Below are 17877 nucleotides of genomic sequence, written 5' to 3'. Positions count from 1 at the left end.
CGTTCAGTTGAACTTGATAAAGATGAAATAAAACTTATCAGCTACATGAACTTCTTAACTCTTAAGCCCACTATGTACATTGCCAACGTTAACGATGATGGTTTCGAGAATAACCCATATTTAGATAAAGTTAGAGAAATTGCCCTAGCAGAAGGCGCAGTAGTCGTAGCCGTATGTGCCGAAATTGAATCTGAAATTGCTGAATTAGACGAAGAAGAAAAAGCCGAGTTTATGGCCGACCTAGGCCTAGAAGAACCCGGTCTAAACCGCGTCATCCGCAGTGGTTACGAGTTACTTACCTTAAATACCTATTTTACCGCAGGCGTGCAAGAAGTACGAGCATGGACTTACCGAGAAGGTTCTACTGCCCCCCAAACCGCAGGCGTTATTCATACCGACTTTGAAAAAGGCTTTATTCGCGCTGAAATCATCAGTTACGACCACTTCGTTGAATTTAAAGGTGAACAAGGTGCCAAAGACGCGGGTAAATGGCGTTTAGAAGGCAAAGATTACATAGTAAAAGATGGTGATGTGATCCACTTTAGGTTTAATGTGTAGCGTTTTAATCCCAGAATTAAATTAGCCCACTTCATAGTGGGCTTTTTTGTGACTGAAGGTAAGAGATTATTTATTCATGACTGATACGACCCTCCGGCTAGCTAGATATATGTCATCAGCTAACAGTCCAAATCCCATAAAAGCTGATTGAAAATCATATAATTGTGCAAAACATACTAACTCTTGCTTAGTATCTAACCAAACAGACATTTTTTGCAATAAAACGGTTGACGAAAAAATTCTAGATCAGCATAATACGCGCCACTTCGGAGACGGAGTGATTTAGTGGCTACATAGCTCAGTTGGTTAGAGCACATCACTCATAATGATGGGGTCGCAGGTTCAAATCCCGCTGTAGCCACCACTTTTATCTATTTATAGAATGAAAGTATGCGGGAGTGGTGGAATTGGTAGACACGCTGGATTTAGGTTCCAGTGCTTCACGGCGTGAGAGTTCGAGTCTCTCCTTCCGCACCATTTGTAAGACATTGTTGGGGTATAGCCAAGTGGTAAGGCAACGGGTTTTGATCCCGTCATTCGTTGGTTCGAGTCCAGCTACCCCAGCCATTCTTACAAAATAAATTGGTTTTTGTGATAGAAGGTTTTGATCCGCAGTTATATCGTTGATTCAAGTCCAGCTAACACAGCCAATCTTATAAATAAAAAAATGTCTGAGATAAATGGTTTTGATCCGCAGGAATGTCGTTGATACGAGTCCAGCTACCCCAGCCAATTCTTCTTTCAGATGTATATGGGTAACAATTGGTTTTGATCCGTGAGTTCGTCTTTGGTTCTAACCTAGCTTTCCCAGTTAACTTTTTACTAAACTGATTTAATTCAACATTTCATCAGTAAAAGTTACAAAACAATTTTTCCTGTTTTGGGGTATAGCCAAGTGGTAAGGCAACGGGTTTTGATCCCGTCATTCGTTGGTTCGAGTCCAGCTACCCCAGCCAAATTCTTATAATTCGATTTCCGATATTATTGTTTTGATCCGCAGCTATGTCGTTGGTTCGAGTCCAGCTACCCCAGCCAAATTCTTATAGTTCGATTTCCGATATTATTGTTTTGATCCGCAGTTATGTCGTTGGCTCGAGTCCAGCTACCCCAGCCATTTTCTTTCTAAATAATACGATAATTGGTTTTAATCCACAGTTATGTCGTTGGCTTGAGCTTCGAGAAACGAGCTAGATGCTTTAGGCTGAGTGAGCAAACCGGCTTAGTTCCTTTCATTCTTAGAAACCTCCTTTTGCTTTCACCTAGACATATCAGCCATTAAACGGCACACTTCTAGTATCAACTCAATAAGTTAAAGGTATCCTTTTGATTAACGAAATAGTCGCATTTATTAATAACATTCTTTGGGGCAACGGCCAGATATTGATCTACATGTTATTAGCGGCGGGCGTATGGTTCTCGGTAAAATTAGGATGTATTCAAATTCGCCACTTTGGTCATATGTTTTCGGTAATGAAAGGCAGCCTTAAAAGCGACAAGGCCGGTATAAGCTCCTTTCAAGCCTTGTGTACCAGTTTGTCTGCCCGTGTGGGCACGGGTAACTTAGCCGGTGTAGCAGTGGCGATTTCGTTAGGTGGCTCGGGCGCTATTTTTTGGATGTGGGTGATTGCGATTTTAGGCATGGCCACAGGTTTTGCAGAAAGTGTGCTTGGGCAACTGTACAAAGTGAAAGATGCCAACGGCGAGTTTCGTGGCGGCCCTGCTTATTATATTCAGCAAGGGCTAAACAAGCGCTGGTTGGCGGTGATCTTCTCGTTATTTCTATTCCTCGGTTATGGTTTTATTTTCAGTGCTGTACAAGCCAATACCATTACCGATGCCCTCAATCATGCATACAACATCCCTACCCTGTATTCAGGTTTAGTGATCATATCTTTAGCGGCGCTAATTGTGATTGGCGGATTACGGGCTATCGCAAAGTTTGCCGAGTGGGTCGTGCCTTTTATGGCGGTGAGTTACATCTTAGTGACCTTAGCTATCACCTTTTTAAATATCGATTTAGTGCCCGCTATGTTGTGGGACATCATTACCTCGGCCTTTGGCCTTCAGGAGGCCGGTGCTGGCGCTATAGGTGCGGCTTTTAAACATGGGGTGCAACGTGGGCTTTATTCTAACGAAGCTGGCTCTGGTAGCGTACCTCATGCCGCAGCAAGTGCCAGCCCTAATCCAAACCACCCAGTGTCTCAAGGATATGTGCAAATGTTGGGGGTGTTTATCGATACTATGATTTTATGCACCTGTTCTGCTGTGGTGATTTTGTTAGCGGGCGGCGCATCGGGTGAAGGTATGGAAGGCATACGCTTAACTCAAAATGCTATGAGTTCCCATTTAGGTGCCGGCGGCGGAGATTTTGTGGCCGCTGCTATTAGTTTATTTGCCTTTACTTCGGTTGTTGCCAATTATGCCTACGGCGAGAGTAACTTGCACATGTTCAAACTCGATAATAAAGCGGGCCGTGCAGCTTATACAGTTGGCTATCTGTTAATGATTTTATGGGGTTCAATGGCTGCCTTACCCGAGGTTTGGGCAGCGGCAGATATGGCGCTAGGATTAATGACAGTCATCAACATCAGCGCCATAGTGTGGATGACACCAACTATTGTTTCCATCAGTCAGGACTACTTTAAGAAACGAGAAAGTGGTAAAGAAATTACCTATAAAGCCGGGGACTGTAAAATTCAGGGTAAGTCAGAAGATGGTATTTGGTAGATTGCTATTATTCGTAGCTAGGCCGACTGTCTGCGAGCAAGTTGTCTAAGTCTTTTTGTGCTTGATGGGGATTATCCACATCCCCATCTTGTAACATTTCACATTGGTCATTGATCATTTGTTTAACGGTGACGGGGTAAAAGCGGCAATCTTCTGGTCGGTCATAGTAAATATCGCAGCTGTAAAAGGGCTTGTTGGGATGTTGGGGATTTTTTACTTCTCGTAAAAACGGGCACAAAGATAATTGTTTGCCACTTTGTGGCGAATACCAAATCAGGCCCTTTTTAACGTAAGCAGCAATATCGGGCTTGAATAACTGCCACATGTCGATATCTTGTTCAGATGCCGACAAGTCACCATTGCTGTATTTAATACAACATTTGCCGCAGGAATTACATGCTTGCATCAGCCAAGGCCATCACTAACATCATTATTTCCTGCGATTCGATTGTTTTTTCATACGCGCCGACTGCTCGGCTCTATCGTTTTGGCGTTTTTCTTTACGATCTTTTTTGTCAGGCGTCAGTGAGCCGGTTTTAAAGCGAGCTTTACGATCAACTTTATCGGCTGCTTTTTTAGCCTCCACTTTAGCCATTTCAATCACTTCAGCTTCAATCATTTGCGGCGTTTCAAGACTTACCCGCCCTAGTTTCCCCGAGCGCAATTCATTGATTAGCACCTCACAAATTTTATGCAGGTTCACCCTACCGCCTGCCATTAATGCCCCGCGGCGGGCGGCGGCGAGTTCTAAAAATTCAATTTCGGTATTGGGTATGTCGCTTAAATCAAAACGCGCTTTAAGCAACTCTGGGTAGGCTTTAATTAAATAATCGGCGGCAAAAAAGCCCACATCGTCGTATTCCATGGCGGTGTCTTTAATGGCACCTGTAGAAGCAAGGCGATAGCCGCTATTGGGATTTTCTAATTTAGGCCACAATATACCCGGTGTATCAAACAAGGTAATACCATTACCTAAGTTAATCCGTTGTTGGGTTTTAGTCACCGCCGCTTCGTTACCGGTTTTAGCAATCACCCTATCGGCTAAAATATTAATCAGTGTGGATTTACCCACATTCGGAATGCCCACTATCATAGTGTGAATCGCTTTTACGCTGGCCTCTTTTTCGGGCAACATTTTTCGGCATAATTCCAAGATTTGTTTCATCTTGGCCGGCTCTTCTGTAGTGGCGGCAAAGGTTTTTACGGATCTTTCTTTTTCAAGCGATGCTTGCCATGCTGCGGTGATCTCAGGGTCGGCCAAATCAGTCTTACTTAATACTTTGATACAAGGTTTATCGCCTCGAAGCTGAGCAATCATGGGATTTTCGCTCGAATAAGGAATACGTGCATCTAACACTTCTATCAACACATCGACTTGTGGCAATACCTCTTTTATTTCTTTTTGGGCTTTGTGCATATGCCCGGGATACCAATGAACTGCCATTTAATCTGCCTATTTAAATAATCTAAATTTCGTTAACAACACAGGTTATTCACGTTTATGTGCCGTAATGCATAACCAATTGAATAATCACCATCACAACTAACAAAGGTAGGATCCAGCGACCCAATTTGCCCATTTGTTCATTCGACATTCTAAAGTTAGAGCGTTCAACAACAGGTATAATCACCACTAAAGCTATAAATAACACCGCCAAAATAACTAATACTGTCATCTGTTTTCTGCTCTCAATTTTAAACTGTTGGAATGTATCATGCCGATTATAAGTTTACTGTATGCCCATGGCGTATTTCATGGCATTATTTTTTATGGGGCCTGCATGATTAGCTAATTTCAACCCTAGATTACGTAGCATTTTCAGGCCCAAATTATTGGTACTAAAAGTAGCATATAGACAATCCATGGCTGTCATCATGGCAAGATTATCATTACGGCGCGCTGACTCATATTGTTGTAACCAAGTTGGAACATATTGAGGATCTAAAAGCCTTGTTCTGTCGTATATTGCAAGACCATCTTTAATGACAGCAAGTAATGCACTCACATCTTTAAACCCTAAATTAACCCCCTGTCCCGCCAATGGATTGATGGTGTGGGCGGCATCGCCAATAAGTAGCGTGTTTCCCTTGAAATATTGATTAGCATGCATACGTGTAAGCGGAAAACTAGCTAATTCTAGCACCTCAAAGTCTACTAAATCAGCAGGAAAATGTTGCACTATAAGTTGTTTTACCTTTTCTTTAGACATTGATTTTAACTGCTTGATACTAGCAGGGTTGTGATACCAAACAAGGGAAGCAAAACCATCATATAAAGGTAAGAATGCCATTGGGCCATCGGGTGTGAATTGCTGCCACGTGATGTCTTGCTGTGCAACATGAGTTCTAATTTGAATACCCAATGCTTGCTGGGCATATTGCCAGCCTTGAACACCTATATTAGCGGCATCTCGCACCACCGATTGAGCACCATCAGCAGCAATCAGCATTTTGGCTTGAATAAGCTCACCATTGTCTAACCTTATCTCGGATATCTCATTAGACGCTATACCAGTAATACTCAAGTTTTCAAAAAAAGTAACGTTTTGCTTGGTGTGAATGCTCCTATGTAAACCTAATTGCACTACTCGATTTTCAATTATGTGGCCTAAATGAGGCTGGGCAATCGAGCGACTATCAAAGTTAGTACGACAAGACGGGTTATCCCATACCGAGAGTCTCTTGTAAGGGCATAACCTCATGCTCTTGATATAATCCCATGCACCTAATTCATTTAACAGGTTTTCAGAAGTCAAACTAATTGCAGACACCCGCATATCGGGAGGTTGTTCAGGCGAAAAAGGTTGGGGTATAGCAGGCTCAATAAGTGCCACGCTAAACCCCAACTTGGCTAAACCTAGCGCCATGGCAGAGCCCACCATGCCTCCTCCCACTACACAATAATCAAACACGTTATTTTTCCTTGTTACTAGTACGGCTTATTCTAACAAAAATGCCAGAGAACTTTTTCCAAAACAGCTTATCTTTGCTTGGGCCTACCTAATGCCGTCAATGCCGAACCTGCAATTACAACAGCTGCGCCTATATAGGCCCAATAGTCTAAATTGCTGGCGGTAAAATGTCCCGGTAACCATTTTACGGCCACTGTCATGCTCAAGAATGTAAAGATGGGCGACATAGCCAAAACCGCACTGACTTTAGACGCAGGCCATATATTAAGAGCTTCGGTAAAAGCGCCATAAGCAACTATGGTGTTGGCACAACAAAATAGCAAAGCCAATACATGGATCATCTGCATATCCATTAATAGCGATACCCTAGAGAAAGGCAATAACACACAAAATCCAATAATATATATGGATAAAGTTAATTGTTTTGCCGTTAGACTTCGTAATAGTGTTTTTTGCATCAAGGCGTAGGCGGCCCAAGTCGTGGCTGCAAGCAAAATGACAAATACCCCCACGCTAAACTGACTAACTGAAAGAAACAAATCTGCCAATCGATCATTAAAAAACAACATCAACCCCGAGAAAAGCAACAAGGCGCCACAGATCTCAAGGCGGGTTAAACGCTCTTTAAAAAATACCACTCCTCCTAACATCAGCATAAATGGCGCGATTTGCATTACAATCTGCGCTGTTTCGGGATTGAGGTACTCTAATCCCTTAACATTCGACACATAATTCACGACTAAAAACAAACTCGCCACAAATAACAAGGTACCTTTGCGGCCTGCAAGCGCCGCTAAACGTGGTAAAGATTGATGTTTCCACAAGACAAAAAACACAAATACCCCGGCCACAAAAAAACGGTATAAGGTAATAGTGATAGCGTCCATCTTTTCTAAACTTAGTGTTAAAAAAACGGGTAATACGCCCCACAAAATAGCAGTCGTTAGGGATAACAAAAATCCGTACCAATGTTTTGTTCTATCTAAGTTTGTAAGCTTCATAGCTTTCCCAAATAAGTCGTAATTTACCGTTAAAAAATTTCACTAACCCGCTAATTTTTATACAAATAATCTTGTTTACAAAGGAGTTGCATTCTACCCTAGGTTAAACCAATTTGTACAAGTCACATTGAAGGGAAAGTCATGAAAAAAGTTGCCATTTTAACATCTGGGGGGGATGCTCCCGGAATGAACGCCTGTATTCGCGCCATAGTGCTTACAGCCGAGCATTATGGACTTGAAGTGATTGGATACAAACATGGTTACAACGGCCTTATCGAACAAGAGTACAAACTGTTGGCTCCAGTTAATGTAAACAATATAGGTCAAAGAGGCGGCACCATATTAAAAAGTGGACGTTGCGTAGATTTTCATACCGAAGAATATGGTAGAGCCGCAGCCAAAAACCTACTGGATTTGGACATTGATGCTTTGTTTGTCATTGGTGGCAATGGCTCTTTTCGTGGCGCTCATCATCTAAGTAAATACTACAATGGACAAGTGATTGGACTACCCGGCACTATTGATAATGACATCAGTGGCACTGATGCCACTATAGGCTATTACACGGCTATTGAAACTGCCCTTGACTCTATTGATAAGGTTCGAGATACCGCTGATGCTTTTGAACGCATATTTCTCATCGAGGTAATGGGCCGACATGCAGGATTTATTGCATTAAGTGCAGCTGTGGCTTCTGCTGCAGACCGAGTCATTGTTCCTGAAGATTGCGGAGATATTGAAGTAGAAGTTGACAACTTAATCGAGCATTTGCAAGCCGTTTATCGGGTTCGAGGTCTATCCAGCTATATAGTCGTGACTAGTGAAAACTTATTACCCGGCGGTGTAATAACGCTGGCAAACATGATCTCTGAAAAAACTGAAATCGAATGTCGCCCTGTAATCTTAGGCCATGTACAACGTGGAGGCTCACCTGTGAGTCAAGACAGAATTTTAGCGGCAAAATTAGGTGCTTATGCAGTTGAACAAGCCATTGAAGGGCATAATGCTGTAATGGTGGGTGAACACAATAATCAATTAGTCACCCTGCCAATTGAAGTCAGTTGGCAACAACAAAAACCATTAGATAAATACTTACTCAAGGTCCAAAGACAGTTGTTAAATCTATAATTTAATCATTTCTTTAACGCGGTCTCTATGACTGCGACTAACCTTTAGTTCGGTATCGTTATCCAATATTAGGTGATACTCACCACTAATATGACTGACCATCTTTCGCACGAACTTAATGTTTACAATTGCCGAACGATGAGCTCGAACAAATTTTTTGGGATCTAAGTCTTTTTCTAACTCTTTCATAGTGCGGCGCATAATGTGCGTCTGCCCTATAGCGTGAACACACATATAATCACCAGCGGCATCAATCCATTGGATATCATCGACCGCTACACGGGTCACTTCTGAGCCATCTTTTATGGCTAAAACATCTGGAAACGGATTTGCAGTAATCCGCTCACCGCTGGCTAATTTTCGTAAAATGTCTTCACAATCATCGCCTGTTAAGTCAGCAACCAACCTAGTAAGCTTTAAGTTATTGCCGTCCTGTTGCTTGCGTTCCAGTGTTAAAAAGACTTTATCCACCGCGTCTTTCAAACGCCTTTCATCTACGGGCTTTAAAACATAGTCCAAGGCATGTATGTCAAAAGCTTTAATCGCATAAGAATCAAATGCGGTAACAAACACGATCAAAGGGATGGGTTGTTGCAATTCTTGTAACTTATTAATCACTTGAAAACCATTAAGCCCTGGCATTTGAATATCAAGAAAAACTAAGTCAGGTTGCAACTGCGGAATAAGCGTAACGGCTTCTAAGCCATTCTTACATTCGCCTACAATATTAATATTATCATATTCAGCTAAACGCAAAGCTAAGCCTTTACGGGCCAAAGGTTCGTCGTCAACAATTAGCGTGTTAATTTTCGGTTGTGTTGTCACTAGAGCCATCACCTTTTTCGAAAGGAATGCGGATATTAATTTTAATCCCCGCAGGATAATTATGAGATATCACAAAAGAATAGTTTTTAACATATAAAGCGGCCAATCGCTCCTGAATATTATGCAGCCCCACTCCACTACCTTTACTTATCGGTAATTGCCCATTTTTAATGTCAGCGCCGGGGCCGTTATCACTTACATTAAGCATTAAGTCTCTACCAAATGTTTTGGCAGAAATACTGATTTGCCCACCTTCTTGCATTTTGGAAATGGCAAACTTAATTGAATTTTCGATAATAGGCTGCAAAATCAAACTAGGCACTAAGGCATCTTTAGTTTCTTCTTCTATATCCCAAACCACCGTAAGGCGATCTTCAAACCTAACCTTCTCAATTTCAAGATACAACTCTAAGGCTTGGATCTCTTGGATAAGTGGAATTCGCTGAATAGGATCTTTGTCGAGGGAATACCGTAAAAAGTCACTTAAACGACTGACCATAGCCTCGGCAGTTTTGTTTTCTTTCATCAGCACAAGGGTTGAAATGGCATTTAATGTATTAAACAGAAAATGGGGATTTAATTGATATCTCAGCATTTTAATATGGGCTTGATGGGCCATTGAAGAGGCTTTCAGTACGTTTTGTTTTTCCTTTAACAACATTTGGTAATTTTTCACACCAAAATAAGCGCCTGTCCAGCACCCAATCATAATGAGTGAGTTTATGGTGCCCCTGAAATACCAATACCATTCATCTGGCCGAAAACCTTTTTTGTATATCTCCCAATGATTCACATTTTTAACCATGGCCCAAAGCAGCGCAATCACATACAGACTTATCGCAACCAACAGCAACATTTTTAATGGTGATAATGTTAGCGCTTTACGGTAGATATATCGAAGAGGAATAGTCAGTAACCAACCCGCATAGGCATTAAGTATGATGACAAACAACCAAATACTGCGCATTTCGTGCATAAATGAACCAATCCAATACACTATGGCAAAGCCGCACCAGCCCGCTGTATGCAAAGTCCAGAACAACCGCTCTCGACTATCGACTAATTTTTCCCATTTTGGCACAACTATTCTCATCCACTTATACATGGCGCCAGTATACAAAAAACAGACCAAAGAAACGCCACCTTGGTCTTAGATTTAGAGGGTTCTATCGCAACTTTCAGGTAGGATGTAATTCTTACTATTAATATTGGATGTTTAAGCGCTTTAACCAATGTACCCACCACCAAGCTGGGCCCACCAGTAGAAACTGCAGATCTTTTAGGAAACTAGGTTTTTTGCCTTCGATATGATGCCCTACAAATTGCAAAATCCACATTACAATAAATAACACCACACTGAATTTCCAAACGGATATATCTAACGCTATCAATAGCTTAATTCCAAAAAATGAAATAATTGAAAGCAGTGTCATAGCTGCGCCTATAGGACCTGACAAACGAAAGTAATAATATAAAGTTGGAATAACCAGCACATGGGCCCAAGTAACATGGAAATAATCTAAAAACGCGGGAGTAGGAATGGCCCAAACAAGTGCGAGGGTGACAAAATAAATTGCAGGAACTGCAATTGCATGGATAAGAATATTGGTTCTGTTTTTATGACTTTCACCGTATTCATTAATCAAGAACTCTATTTGGCGCATGTAAACCTCATTAGTATTTTATTAACGCCAATTTAACAATTTCATCGCCCTGCGGCAATTAAAACCTAAGGGTTAATCAATTCAACCTTTAGGCACTGACTAACAGTAAATCCTGCAGCAGTTGATTAACTTCTTCTTCGGGTGTTTCAAACTTCACCCCATAATACAAATTAACTTCATCAGACTTGCTGTTCATAATAGTGCCTGTTAGATAAGTCATCTTATCTTTAGAGGCGGCAAAATACATATTTACTACTTGCCTGAGTTTAGGCCTTGTACCTCTTGCTCTTTTATCAATACTCATCCGACAGCCATTAGTAGAAATGTCTAATACAACAGAATCGCAGATAGTCGAGTTATTACCGGCGTCGACAATATTCGTAGCAATACGAGTTTGAGCTCTAGTTTCCGCTCGTAAATCATGGCTTTGGATTGCCGTAGGAAAGCTTGTAAAAATGATGTGGCTTGGATGAGTGACCACTAAAATAACCTGTACTTTAAAGGCAATTATTTCACCGGTTTCGTCCTCTAATATGTATCGAGCAATAACAGAGTTGCCTTCGGCAACACCTTCACTTAGGGCTCCCCACTTTTCTTCATCAGGATATCGAAAAATTACACACCGGTTACTATCCATGCCTATGAACTCTGTTCTGACCCTTTTAGTTTCCGATCCAACAGTTAATTGTAAATCAACAGGACTTCCTGGACGTGTCGAACGAATTTTCCTTAATTCTTCATTAGACAAGCCTACTTTCTCTTGCAAAATAGCCATTGGATTATATATTCCTTAAAAATATCTATTGTCGTCACAGATTTCTTTATCCTTAAACTGATGTTAAATAAAGTTTAAAGAAACAACAAGATAATGCAGTATAATTATCACCTAACTACATAAAAATAATAACATTTTTACCATATAGAGACTCACCATGCTTTCAAAAACGGCCACAATTCACTATCAAGTTAGTGTTTCATCTATTGCTGGACATCTGTTTGATGTCACGTTGCATATTAAAGAGCCAGACAAAAGCGGCCAAATCCTAACCTTGCCAGCATGGATCCCAGGTAGTTATATGATCCGTGATTTTGCCAGAAACATCGTTACTATAAGCGCAAAAGACGCCAACGAGACTGAGCTATCACTGCAAAAGCTCGACAAACAAAGCTGGCAAGTTCAAGCAAGTGATTCTGCATTGACTATTCGCTATCAAGTCTATGCGTTTGACCTATCGGTAAGAGGGGCCTATATCAATGACGAAATAGCATTTTTTAATGGTACGAATATGTTTTTGGCGGTGGTTGGGCAAACCGATCAACCGTGCAGCTTAACCTTGGAAAAACCCGCTCAAGCAGAATTATCCCATTGGAAGGTTGCCACCACTATGCCAACCAAAATGCAAGCAACACATACATTTGGAGAGTTTTACGCCGAGAACTACGACGCGCTAATTGATCATCCAGTGTTACTGGGTGAATTTGATATATTACCTTTCTCAGCTTCTGGCGTTGACTTCGAATTGATACTCGCAGGCGGGCATCAAGCGGACGTCAAACGCATCACCACAGACTTAACTAAAGTCTGCCAGCACCACATTGAATTCTTTAACGATATACCTCCGATTAACCGTTACCAATTTATCACCTTATTAACAGACAACGCGTTTGGTGGGCTAGAACATATAAGCTCAACCGCACTAATGTACAGTCGAAGAGATTTACCATCTTTATCCGAAGCCGCGCAAATGACAGAGGGTTATCGAGTATTTCTAAGTTTGTGTAGCCATGAGTTTTTCCATACTTGGCATGTAAAAAGGATCAAACCTCAAGAATTATTTGGCGCTGCATTAGACCAAGAACGGTATACGGAGCAGTTATGGATTTATGAAGGCTTTACTAGCTACTACGACGACTTTAGTTTACTTCGAAGTGGACTCATTACTCAGTCAGAATATTTAAAAGTGGTAGGCCAAAACCTCACTAGGCTGTTCCGCAACAAAGGGCGCTTCAAACAGTCCATAACAGCCTCTAGTTTTGATGCATGGACCAAGTTTTATAAACAAGATGAAAGCGCCATCAATAATATAGTCAGCTACTACAACAAAGGGGCGGTTTTGGCTATGTGTTTGGATTTAACCCTAAAACATCATAGCAAAGAAAAATTTTGCCTAGACGATCTAATGCGACATTTGTGGAAACATCACGGAAAGTTAAATATTCCTACCCCAACAGACGTCATTCAACATATTATCAGCAACGAGTTCGCCATAGACTTAACTGATTTTTTCCAATCTGCACTATATTCAACCGAAGAATTACCTTTTTACGCACTACTAGAGAAATTTGGCGTTAAATGTCACTTTTCTGCCCGGGAAAGTATTGAAGACAAAGGCGGCTTGATGCCAGTTGCACCACTAAAAATTGAACTGGGTGCACAAGTAAAAGCGCGGGAAACAGGCGTACAAATCACCCAAGTGACTGAACAAAGTGCTGCATATATTGCCGGCTTACAAGTGGGCGATATATTGATCGCTTTGAATAAGTGGATTGTCAGTAAAGACAACTTAAGCTCGCACCTCAACTACCTTTCGATTGGGCAATCCGTTTTAGTTAGCATTATTCGAGACAAAAAGCTCAAGGAGCTTAACTTCACAGCCAAAGCGGCACCCAATGACACCATTGCCTTAGAGGTCATAGACCAAACACTGTGTAACGCTTGGTTAGCGTAAATACGAAACTCAACACCTAGGGTACGGGGTTATCTTTCATATTTTTAAGGCCTGCTAAAGCACAGGCTTTAAAGCTGAATTGAGTTATGAAACCTCATACCTAAGTATCGCTTTGTAGATTTTCCAACCGAAAAAAATACTATTTAATGGCCTCACTTAACGCAACAACAGTTGCACATTTACTAAAACACCGAGGAACTTAACCATGTTGAAAATAGTTAAAACTTCAATCGCAATCGCAACCGCTTCTTTAATCTTTGCTGGCAACGCACAAGCCGATGTAAGCGAAGCATTACAAAACATCTGTACTATTGTAAAAGCAGATGACAAAGGTGAACTACGTAAAAAAATGAAACGTGTTCAATCAGATTACAGCTTAAAGTTGAAAGATTACTACACAGGTGTGTCTTGTGGTGGCAACAGCCTTATCCGTACCGCTATGCTTAACAATGCAGAAAAAACCGGTACTTTGATGGTTAAGAAAATGCCTAAAGGCGACTTAAAAGCACCAGAGAAAGACGGCAAAACTGTTTTGGCTTGGGCGTCAGAGAATGGCTTAGATGCATCACCTATTGTGGCTGCACTTAACGACCGAATTTAAGCTTATAGCTTCAAAAATTGTTCATGAATGAGCTAAATGTTCAACATGGAAGGTAAGCAGTTTCTGGTTAAACAGTAAGTTGCATACCCTAGGAAAACGGCCTCTTTTGAGGCCGTTTTTTTATATAGGACTTTTTGGCTATCGCACTATAGCCGCAGACTTAATCTGAATCCATACTGTATTATTCGTTTCCAGCGCCATGTTTTTCAGAGACTTTTGAGTCAAACGCGCCAGCAAATAACACTCCCCCACTTTTAAGCGAACTATTGACATAGCGGGATCTTGATCATGGATTATATTAGTAATTGTGCCAGATAAAACATTAAGAATGCTGCTGTCGGTATGGGGAGATAGCGTTAAGCTTACATCACTTGCCAGCACTCTCACTCTTTGGCGACTCGCTTGTTCACGTTCAACATAAGGTAACCACAGCTCACCTCCGTCAAAAGCCATTTTCATTAAATGCCATTGGTTATCGGTGGCCACTAGCTTGCAATCTAGCACCGCTCCTATTTCATGACTCCCTCCTAAAGGCAGCTCGGCATCAGAAAACAGTTCCGTGACCCCGCCTTGTGCAAGCACCCGTCCTTGTTGCAAAATCACCACATGCTCAGCCAAGCGAACTATTTCATCGACGCTATGCGTCACATACACAATAGGGATATTAAAACTGCTACGTAGTTTTTCTAAGTACGGCAAAATCTCTAACTTACGTGCAGGATCTAGAGACGCCAGTGGCTCATCCATCAATAGTAATTTAGGTTGGCTTAATATAGCTCTGGCAATCGCCACCCGTTGCCTTTCGCCACCAGATAACTGTTCCGGAAACTGTATTAATACATTTTCAATACCCATCACCTGAACCACCTGAGCGAATAAATCAGGATCCCCAACACAGTTGCTACGTTTAACGGCATACAATAAATTATCTTTGGCGTTTAAATGTTCAAATAGACTGGCCTCTTGAAACACGTAGCCAAGACTACGTTGATATGTAGGTATAAAAGTTGTGCCGTTTTGCCAAATATCGCCATTCACCCTTACACAGCCAACTGCGCTTTGTTCGAGCCCAGCAATACAGCGTAACAGTGACGTTTTACCCGAGCCTGAACCGCCAAAAATCGCGGTGATCCCTTGGCCAGGTATGGCGATATCAATATCCAGTACAAAGGACCTGCTTGTCGCCCCCTTATAATTCAATTGAAACTGTAATTGAATGCCATTTGCAGGTGAGTCGCAATTGGCTGACTTTCCAACCTTATCCGCCATATAGCACACCTAAGGCTTTTCGCTTGCGCTGAACAGTATATAGCATCAGTAACACTCCAAATGAAAATGCTATCATAAGCCCAGATAACCCATGGGCTTGGCCATATTCTAATGCCTCGACATGATCATAGATCTGTACCGATACCACCCGTGTTTCATCGGGAATACTGCCACCAATCATCAAAACAATGCCAAACTCCCCGACTGTATGCGCAAAACCCAGAACGCTGGCGGTGATAAAACCCGGTTTAGCTAAAGGCAATACCACGGTAAAAAATCGGTCCATAGGCCCTGCTCCTAAGGTAGCTGCCACTTCCAAGGGCCTATGACCTATAGCTTCGATGGCATTTTGAATCGGTTGCACCACAAAAGGTAACGAATACAGCATAGAGGCTACAACTAAGCCCCAAAACGTAAAAGGTAAAGTGCCGAGTCCGAGCGCCTGAGTAAACTGACCAATGGCGCCATTTGGCCCCATAGCTACTAGTAAATAAAACCCCAACACAGTAGGCGGCAGCACTAAAGGCAATGCCACAATGGCACTGATCGGCCCTTTAAGCCAAGAGTGAGTTTTCGCTAACCACCAAGCAACAGGCGTGGCGAAAAGAAGCAACAATAATGTCACTGTAGTGGCAAGTTGTAGCGTTAAATAAATGGTAGCGATATCGGCATCTGAAAGACCCATTAGTCTGGCTCCTTTTTCATAGTATTTGCCACAAGATAGCCATATTCGGCAATAATGGCAGCGGCCTTGGTGCTATGTAAAAAATCTAAAAATGCTTTCGCCCCTTGGCTTTGGGCCGCTCTTTTCAGCACCACTACATCTTGTTTAATAGCCGGGTGCATTGCGATGGGGACTATCCAATATGCGCCCTGCGGGACTCTTTTTGCCCCTAACAGCTGGGACAATGCCACAAAGCCCAAATCCGCATTACCTGAGTCCACAAACTGGTAACTTTGTGCCACGTTTTCACCTATCACCCAATTGGCTTGGGTCGCTGTTGTTAATCCTAAATTATCCAGCACTGCAACAGCTGCCTCCCCATAAGGGGCGAGTTTCGGATTAGCTAGAGCCAACTTATTGAATGCACCTTGTTGTAATTTTTGTTCGATTTTATTTAAAAAGTCAGGGTGAGCACTCCACAGCGCTAGGCGGCCAATAGCATAAGTAAAACGGCTACCTCTACTCACTAGCCCGTCTCGTTGTAATGCCGCTGGTTTAGCTTGATCGGCAGAAAAAAATAACTCATAGGGTGCGCCGTGCTTGAGCTGGGCATAAAATTTTCCAGAGGATCCCACAGACATCACGATCCTATATTCAGAGGTTTTCTCAAATGCTGTCACTAGGCTTTGCATAGTCTTATTAAAATTTGCTGCCACCGCAATATGTACGGTTTTTGCCTCAAGATTAAGAGCTGCACCGGATAAAATAAGAGCGCCCAACCAATTTCTTATCTTCACGTACAAACTCATTTAATAAAATAGCCCCTAAAATGACGAGTTAGCTTGGGTCAAAAACAGCCGCTCTGCTTGGGTTGAGGTGCGGCCTAATATTGCGTTTCTATGAGGATAACGAGCAAACTTGCGAATAATATCACTATGCTTTATTTCAAAATCTAGAGAATTTTTTGAGCCATTTTCTGTGTATAACACTATAGCGAGATCATGGATCAACATAGACTCGCTGTGCATATAAGGCATATATAAAAAGTTCCTTTGACTTTGATTAAGTACTTTATCTGCCCCTTGGGCAATGGCTTCTTGCGCCAACGCTAGAGCCAAGGGATCTGATGCAAAAGACGCAGGCGTATCGCGAAACATATTGCGAGAAAACTGATCCAACACAATAATCTCTGCCAAGCGTCCTTCAGGGGTGCTCCGCCAATGAGATAATTCACAGCGATTTGCGGCCAAATGCAGATGGGCAAAACGTTGCTTAATCATCTGGTCAAATTGAAGATCTTTAGTCCACCACTGTGATGGCTCTATTTCTTCAAACCAAAATTTGAGTACCTCGTTACTTTCCGTCATGTTTTCTCGTACCTTATTTAGGCTTACCTAAGACACCTATTTATCTGACTCTGATAATAAAGTAACTTGCCGTTCAAGCCGCCGAATTTCACGTAATACCGACAAGCGATTGAGCTCCATAAACAGCCATAAGCGAGCAATGGCAAAAGCTACTACGGTTGATAATGTACCAGCTAGCCAGTTAATTTTTAAACTCAAATCTCCTTCGTTAACTAAGTGATAAGCACAATAAATGGCCATGGTGGCAAATATCAATTGCATACTGACAACGGCTACAAAAGTTAATCTGAATGTGCCTTTAAAGCTTTGCCCTATAAGTTGCAAGGCATTGGCTTGTTCTTCTGAAAACTCAGCTTGGGCCGATACTTTGGTTGATGACTTTGACATTTTTTACTTCTCCATACTATTTGCCTAGGCTGGCTAACACCATTG

The 17877-nt window shown here is 41.9% G+C and carries 19 protein-coding genes and 4 tRNA genes; 9 read left to right on the top strand and 14 right to left on the bottom strand.

From position 1 onward, the window contains the following. The 6 genes from Q0688_RS21500 to Q0688_RS21475 all read left to right on the top strand — a co-directional run. On the top strand, positions 1–558 hold a 558-nt coding region (locus Q0688_RS21500), incomplete at its 5' end, for a DUF933 domain-containing protein (RefSeq protein ID WP_299082272.1). A gap of 287 nt (positions 559–845) precedes the next feature. Next, positions 846–922 (top strand) — tRNA-Met (locus Q0688_RS21495). Between the two features lie 28 nt (positions 923–950). After that, positions 951–1035, top strand: a tRNA-Leu gene (locus tag Q0688_RS21490). Between the two features lie 15 nt (positions 1036–1050). Then, a tRNA-Gln gene (locus Q0688_RS21485) sits at positions 1051–1125 on the top strand. A gap of 314 nt (positions 1126–1439) precedes the next feature. Further along, positions 1440–1514: transfer RNA gene (locus Q0688_RS21480), tRNA-Gln, on the top strand. Between the two features lie 367 nt (positions 1515–1881). Then, on the top strand, positions 1882–3285 hold the full coding sequence (locus tag Q0688_RS21475) for a sodium:alanine symporter family protein (RefSeq protein WP_299082271.1): 1404 nt from the start codon (positions 1882–1884) through the stop codon (positions 3283–3285). A 7-nt stretch (positions 3286–3292) separates the two neighbouring features. Here the strand turns inward: Q0688_RS21475 and Q0688_RS21470 are convergent, their stop codons facing one another. From Q0688_RS21470 to Q0688_RS21450, 5 genes are all read right to left on the bottom strand, one after another. Continuing rightward, positions 3293–3691, bottom strand: a complete 399-nt coding sequence (locus Q0688_RS21470) for a YkgJ family cysteine cluster protein (protein WP_299082270.1) — start codon at positions 3689–3691, stop codon at positions 3293–3295. A 24-nt stretch (positions 3692–3715) separates the two neighbouring features. After that, complete coding sequence (gene ylqF, locus Q0688_RS21465; RefSeq protein WP_299082269.1) at positions 3716–4729, bottom strand: ribosome biogenesis GTPase YlqF; 1014 nt, start codon at positions 4727–4729, stop codon at positions 3716–3718. Positions 4730–4784: 55 nt separating this feature from the next. Further along, on the bottom strand, positions 4785–4961 hold the full coding sequence (locus Q0688_RS21460; RefSeq protein ID WP_299082268.1) for a hypothetical protein: 177 nt from the start codon (positions 4959–4961) through the stop codon (positions 4785–4787). A 54-nt stretch (positions 4962–5015) separates the two neighbouring features. Continuing rightward, a complete protein-coding gene (locus Q0688_RS21455) occupies positions 5016–6197 on the bottom strand; it encodes an FAD-dependent monooxygenase (protein ID WP_299082267.1) in 1182 nt (393 codons plus the stop codon). A 68-nt stretch (positions 6198–6265) separates the two neighbouring features. After that, the gene (locus Q0688_RS21450; protein WP_299082266.1) at positions 6266–7198 is read right to left on the bottom strand and encodes a DMT family transporter; all 933 of its coding nucleotides are present in this window, start codon (positions 7196–7198) and stop codon (positions 6266–6268) included. Between the two features lie 141 nt (positions 7199–7339). Between Q0688_RS21450 and Q0688_RS21445 the strand changes: the two genes are divergently transcribed. Next, positions 7340–8326 (top strand): ATP-dependent 6-phosphofructokinase, encoded by a 987-nt coding sequence (locus tag Q0688_RS21445; RefSeq protein WP_299082265.1) that lies wholly within the window; start codon positions 7340–7342, stop codon positions 8324–8326. Here Q0688_RS21445 and Q0688_RS21440 read toward each other — a convergent pair. From Q0688_RS21440 to Q0688_RS21425, 4 genes are all read right to left on the bottom strand, one after another. Continuing rightward, the gene (locus Q0688_RS21440; protein WP_299082264.1) at positions 8321–9160 is read right to left on the bottom strand and encodes a LytTR family DNA-binding domain-containing protein; all 840 of its coding nucleotides are present in this window, start codon (positions 9158–9160) and stop codon (positions 8321–8323) included. The genes Q0688_RS21445 and Q0688_RS21440 overlap by 6 nt on opposite strands. After that, positions 9129–10232, bottom strand: coding sequence for a sensor histidine kinase (locus Q0688_RS21435; RefSeq protein WP_299082263.1), 1104 nt, complete (start codon positions 10230–10232; stop codon positions 9129–9131). The genes Q0688_RS21440 and Q0688_RS21435 overlap by 32 nt, the downstream gene beginning before the upstream one ends. A gap of 121 nt (positions 10233–10353) precedes the next feature. Further along, the gene (locus tag Q0688_RS21430; RefSeq protein ID WP_299082262.1) at positions 10354–10815 is read right to left on the bottom strand and encodes a DUF962 domain-containing protein; all 462 of its coding nucleotides are present in this window, start codon (positions 10813–10815) and stop codon (positions 10354–10356) included. An 88-nt stretch (positions 10816–10903) separates the two neighbouring features. Beyond that, positions 10904–11590: a flagellar brake protein gene (locus tag Q0688_RS21425; protein ID WP_299082261.1), complete on the bottom strand. Its 687-nt coding sequence runs from the start codon at positions 11588–11590 to the stop codon at positions 10904–10906. Between the two features lie 157 nt (positions 11591–11747). On the opposite strand from Q0688_RS21425, the gene Q0688_RS21420 reads away from it, so the two are divergent. Beyond that, positions 11748–13544, top strand: coding sequence for a M61 family metallopeptidase (locus Q0688_RS21420; protein ID WP_299082260.1), 1797 nt, complete (start codon positions 11748–11750; stop codon positions 13542–13544). A 205-nt stretch (positions 13545–13749) separates the two neighbouring features. Then, positions 13750–14145, top strand: a complete 396-nt coding sequence (locus Q0688_RS21415; protein ID WP_299082259.1) for a DUF3718 domain-containing protein — start codon at positions 13750–13752, stop codon at positions 14143–14145. Between the two features lie 138 nt (positions 14146–14283). On the opposite strand, the gene modC is transcribed toward Q0688_RS21415, so the two are convergent. Genes modC through Q0688_RS21390 form a run of 5 tightly spaced genes read right to left on the bottom strand, consistent with a single transcriptional unit; the run spans position 14284 to position 17832 of the window. Then, the gene (modC, locus tag Q0688_RS21410) at positions 14284–15414 is read right to left on the bottom strand and encodes a molybdenum ABC transporter ATP-binding protein (RefSeq protein ID WP_299082258.1); all 1131 of its coding nucleotides are present in this window, start codon (positions 15412–15414) and stop codon (positions 14284–14286) included. After that, positions 15404–16099, bottom strand: a complete 696-nt coding sequence (modB, locus tag Q0688_RS21405; RefSeq protein WP_299082257.1) for a molybdate ABC transporter permease subunit — start codon at positions 16097–16099, stop codon at positions 15404–15406. Before modB ends, modC begins: the two co-directional genes overlap by 11 nt. Continuing rightward, on the bottom strand, positions 16099–16875 hold the full coding sequence (modA, locus tag Q0688_RS21400) for a molybdate ABC transporter substrate-binding protein (RefSeq protein WP_299082256.1): 777 nt from the start codon (positions 16873–16875) through the stop codon (positions 16099–16101). Before modA ends, modB begins: the two co-directional genes overlap by 1 nt. 27 nt (positions 16876–16902) lie before the next feature. Then, positions 16903–17445, bottom strand: coding sequence for a DUF924 family protein (locus Q0688_RS21395; protein WP_299082255.1), 543 nt, complete (start codon positions 17443–17445; stop codon positions 16903–16905). Between the two features lie 36 nt (positions 17446–17481). Further along, on the bottom strand, positions 17482–17832 hold the full coding sequence (locus Q0688_RS21390) for a DUF6768 family protein (RefSeq protein ID WP_299082254.1): 351 nt from the start codon (positions 17830–17832) through the stop codon (positions 17482–17484). Positions 17833–17877: the final 45 nt, after the last annotated feature.

Source organism: uncultured Paraglaciecola sp., from assembly GCF_937123705.1.
Taxonomy (GTDB): domain Bacteria; phylum Pseudomonadota; class Gammaproteobacteria; order Enterobacterales; family Alteromonadaceae; genus Paraglaciecola.
The sequence above is the reverse complement of the archived record's forward strand: the minus strand, read 5'-3'. Positions and strand labels throughout refer to the sequence as shown.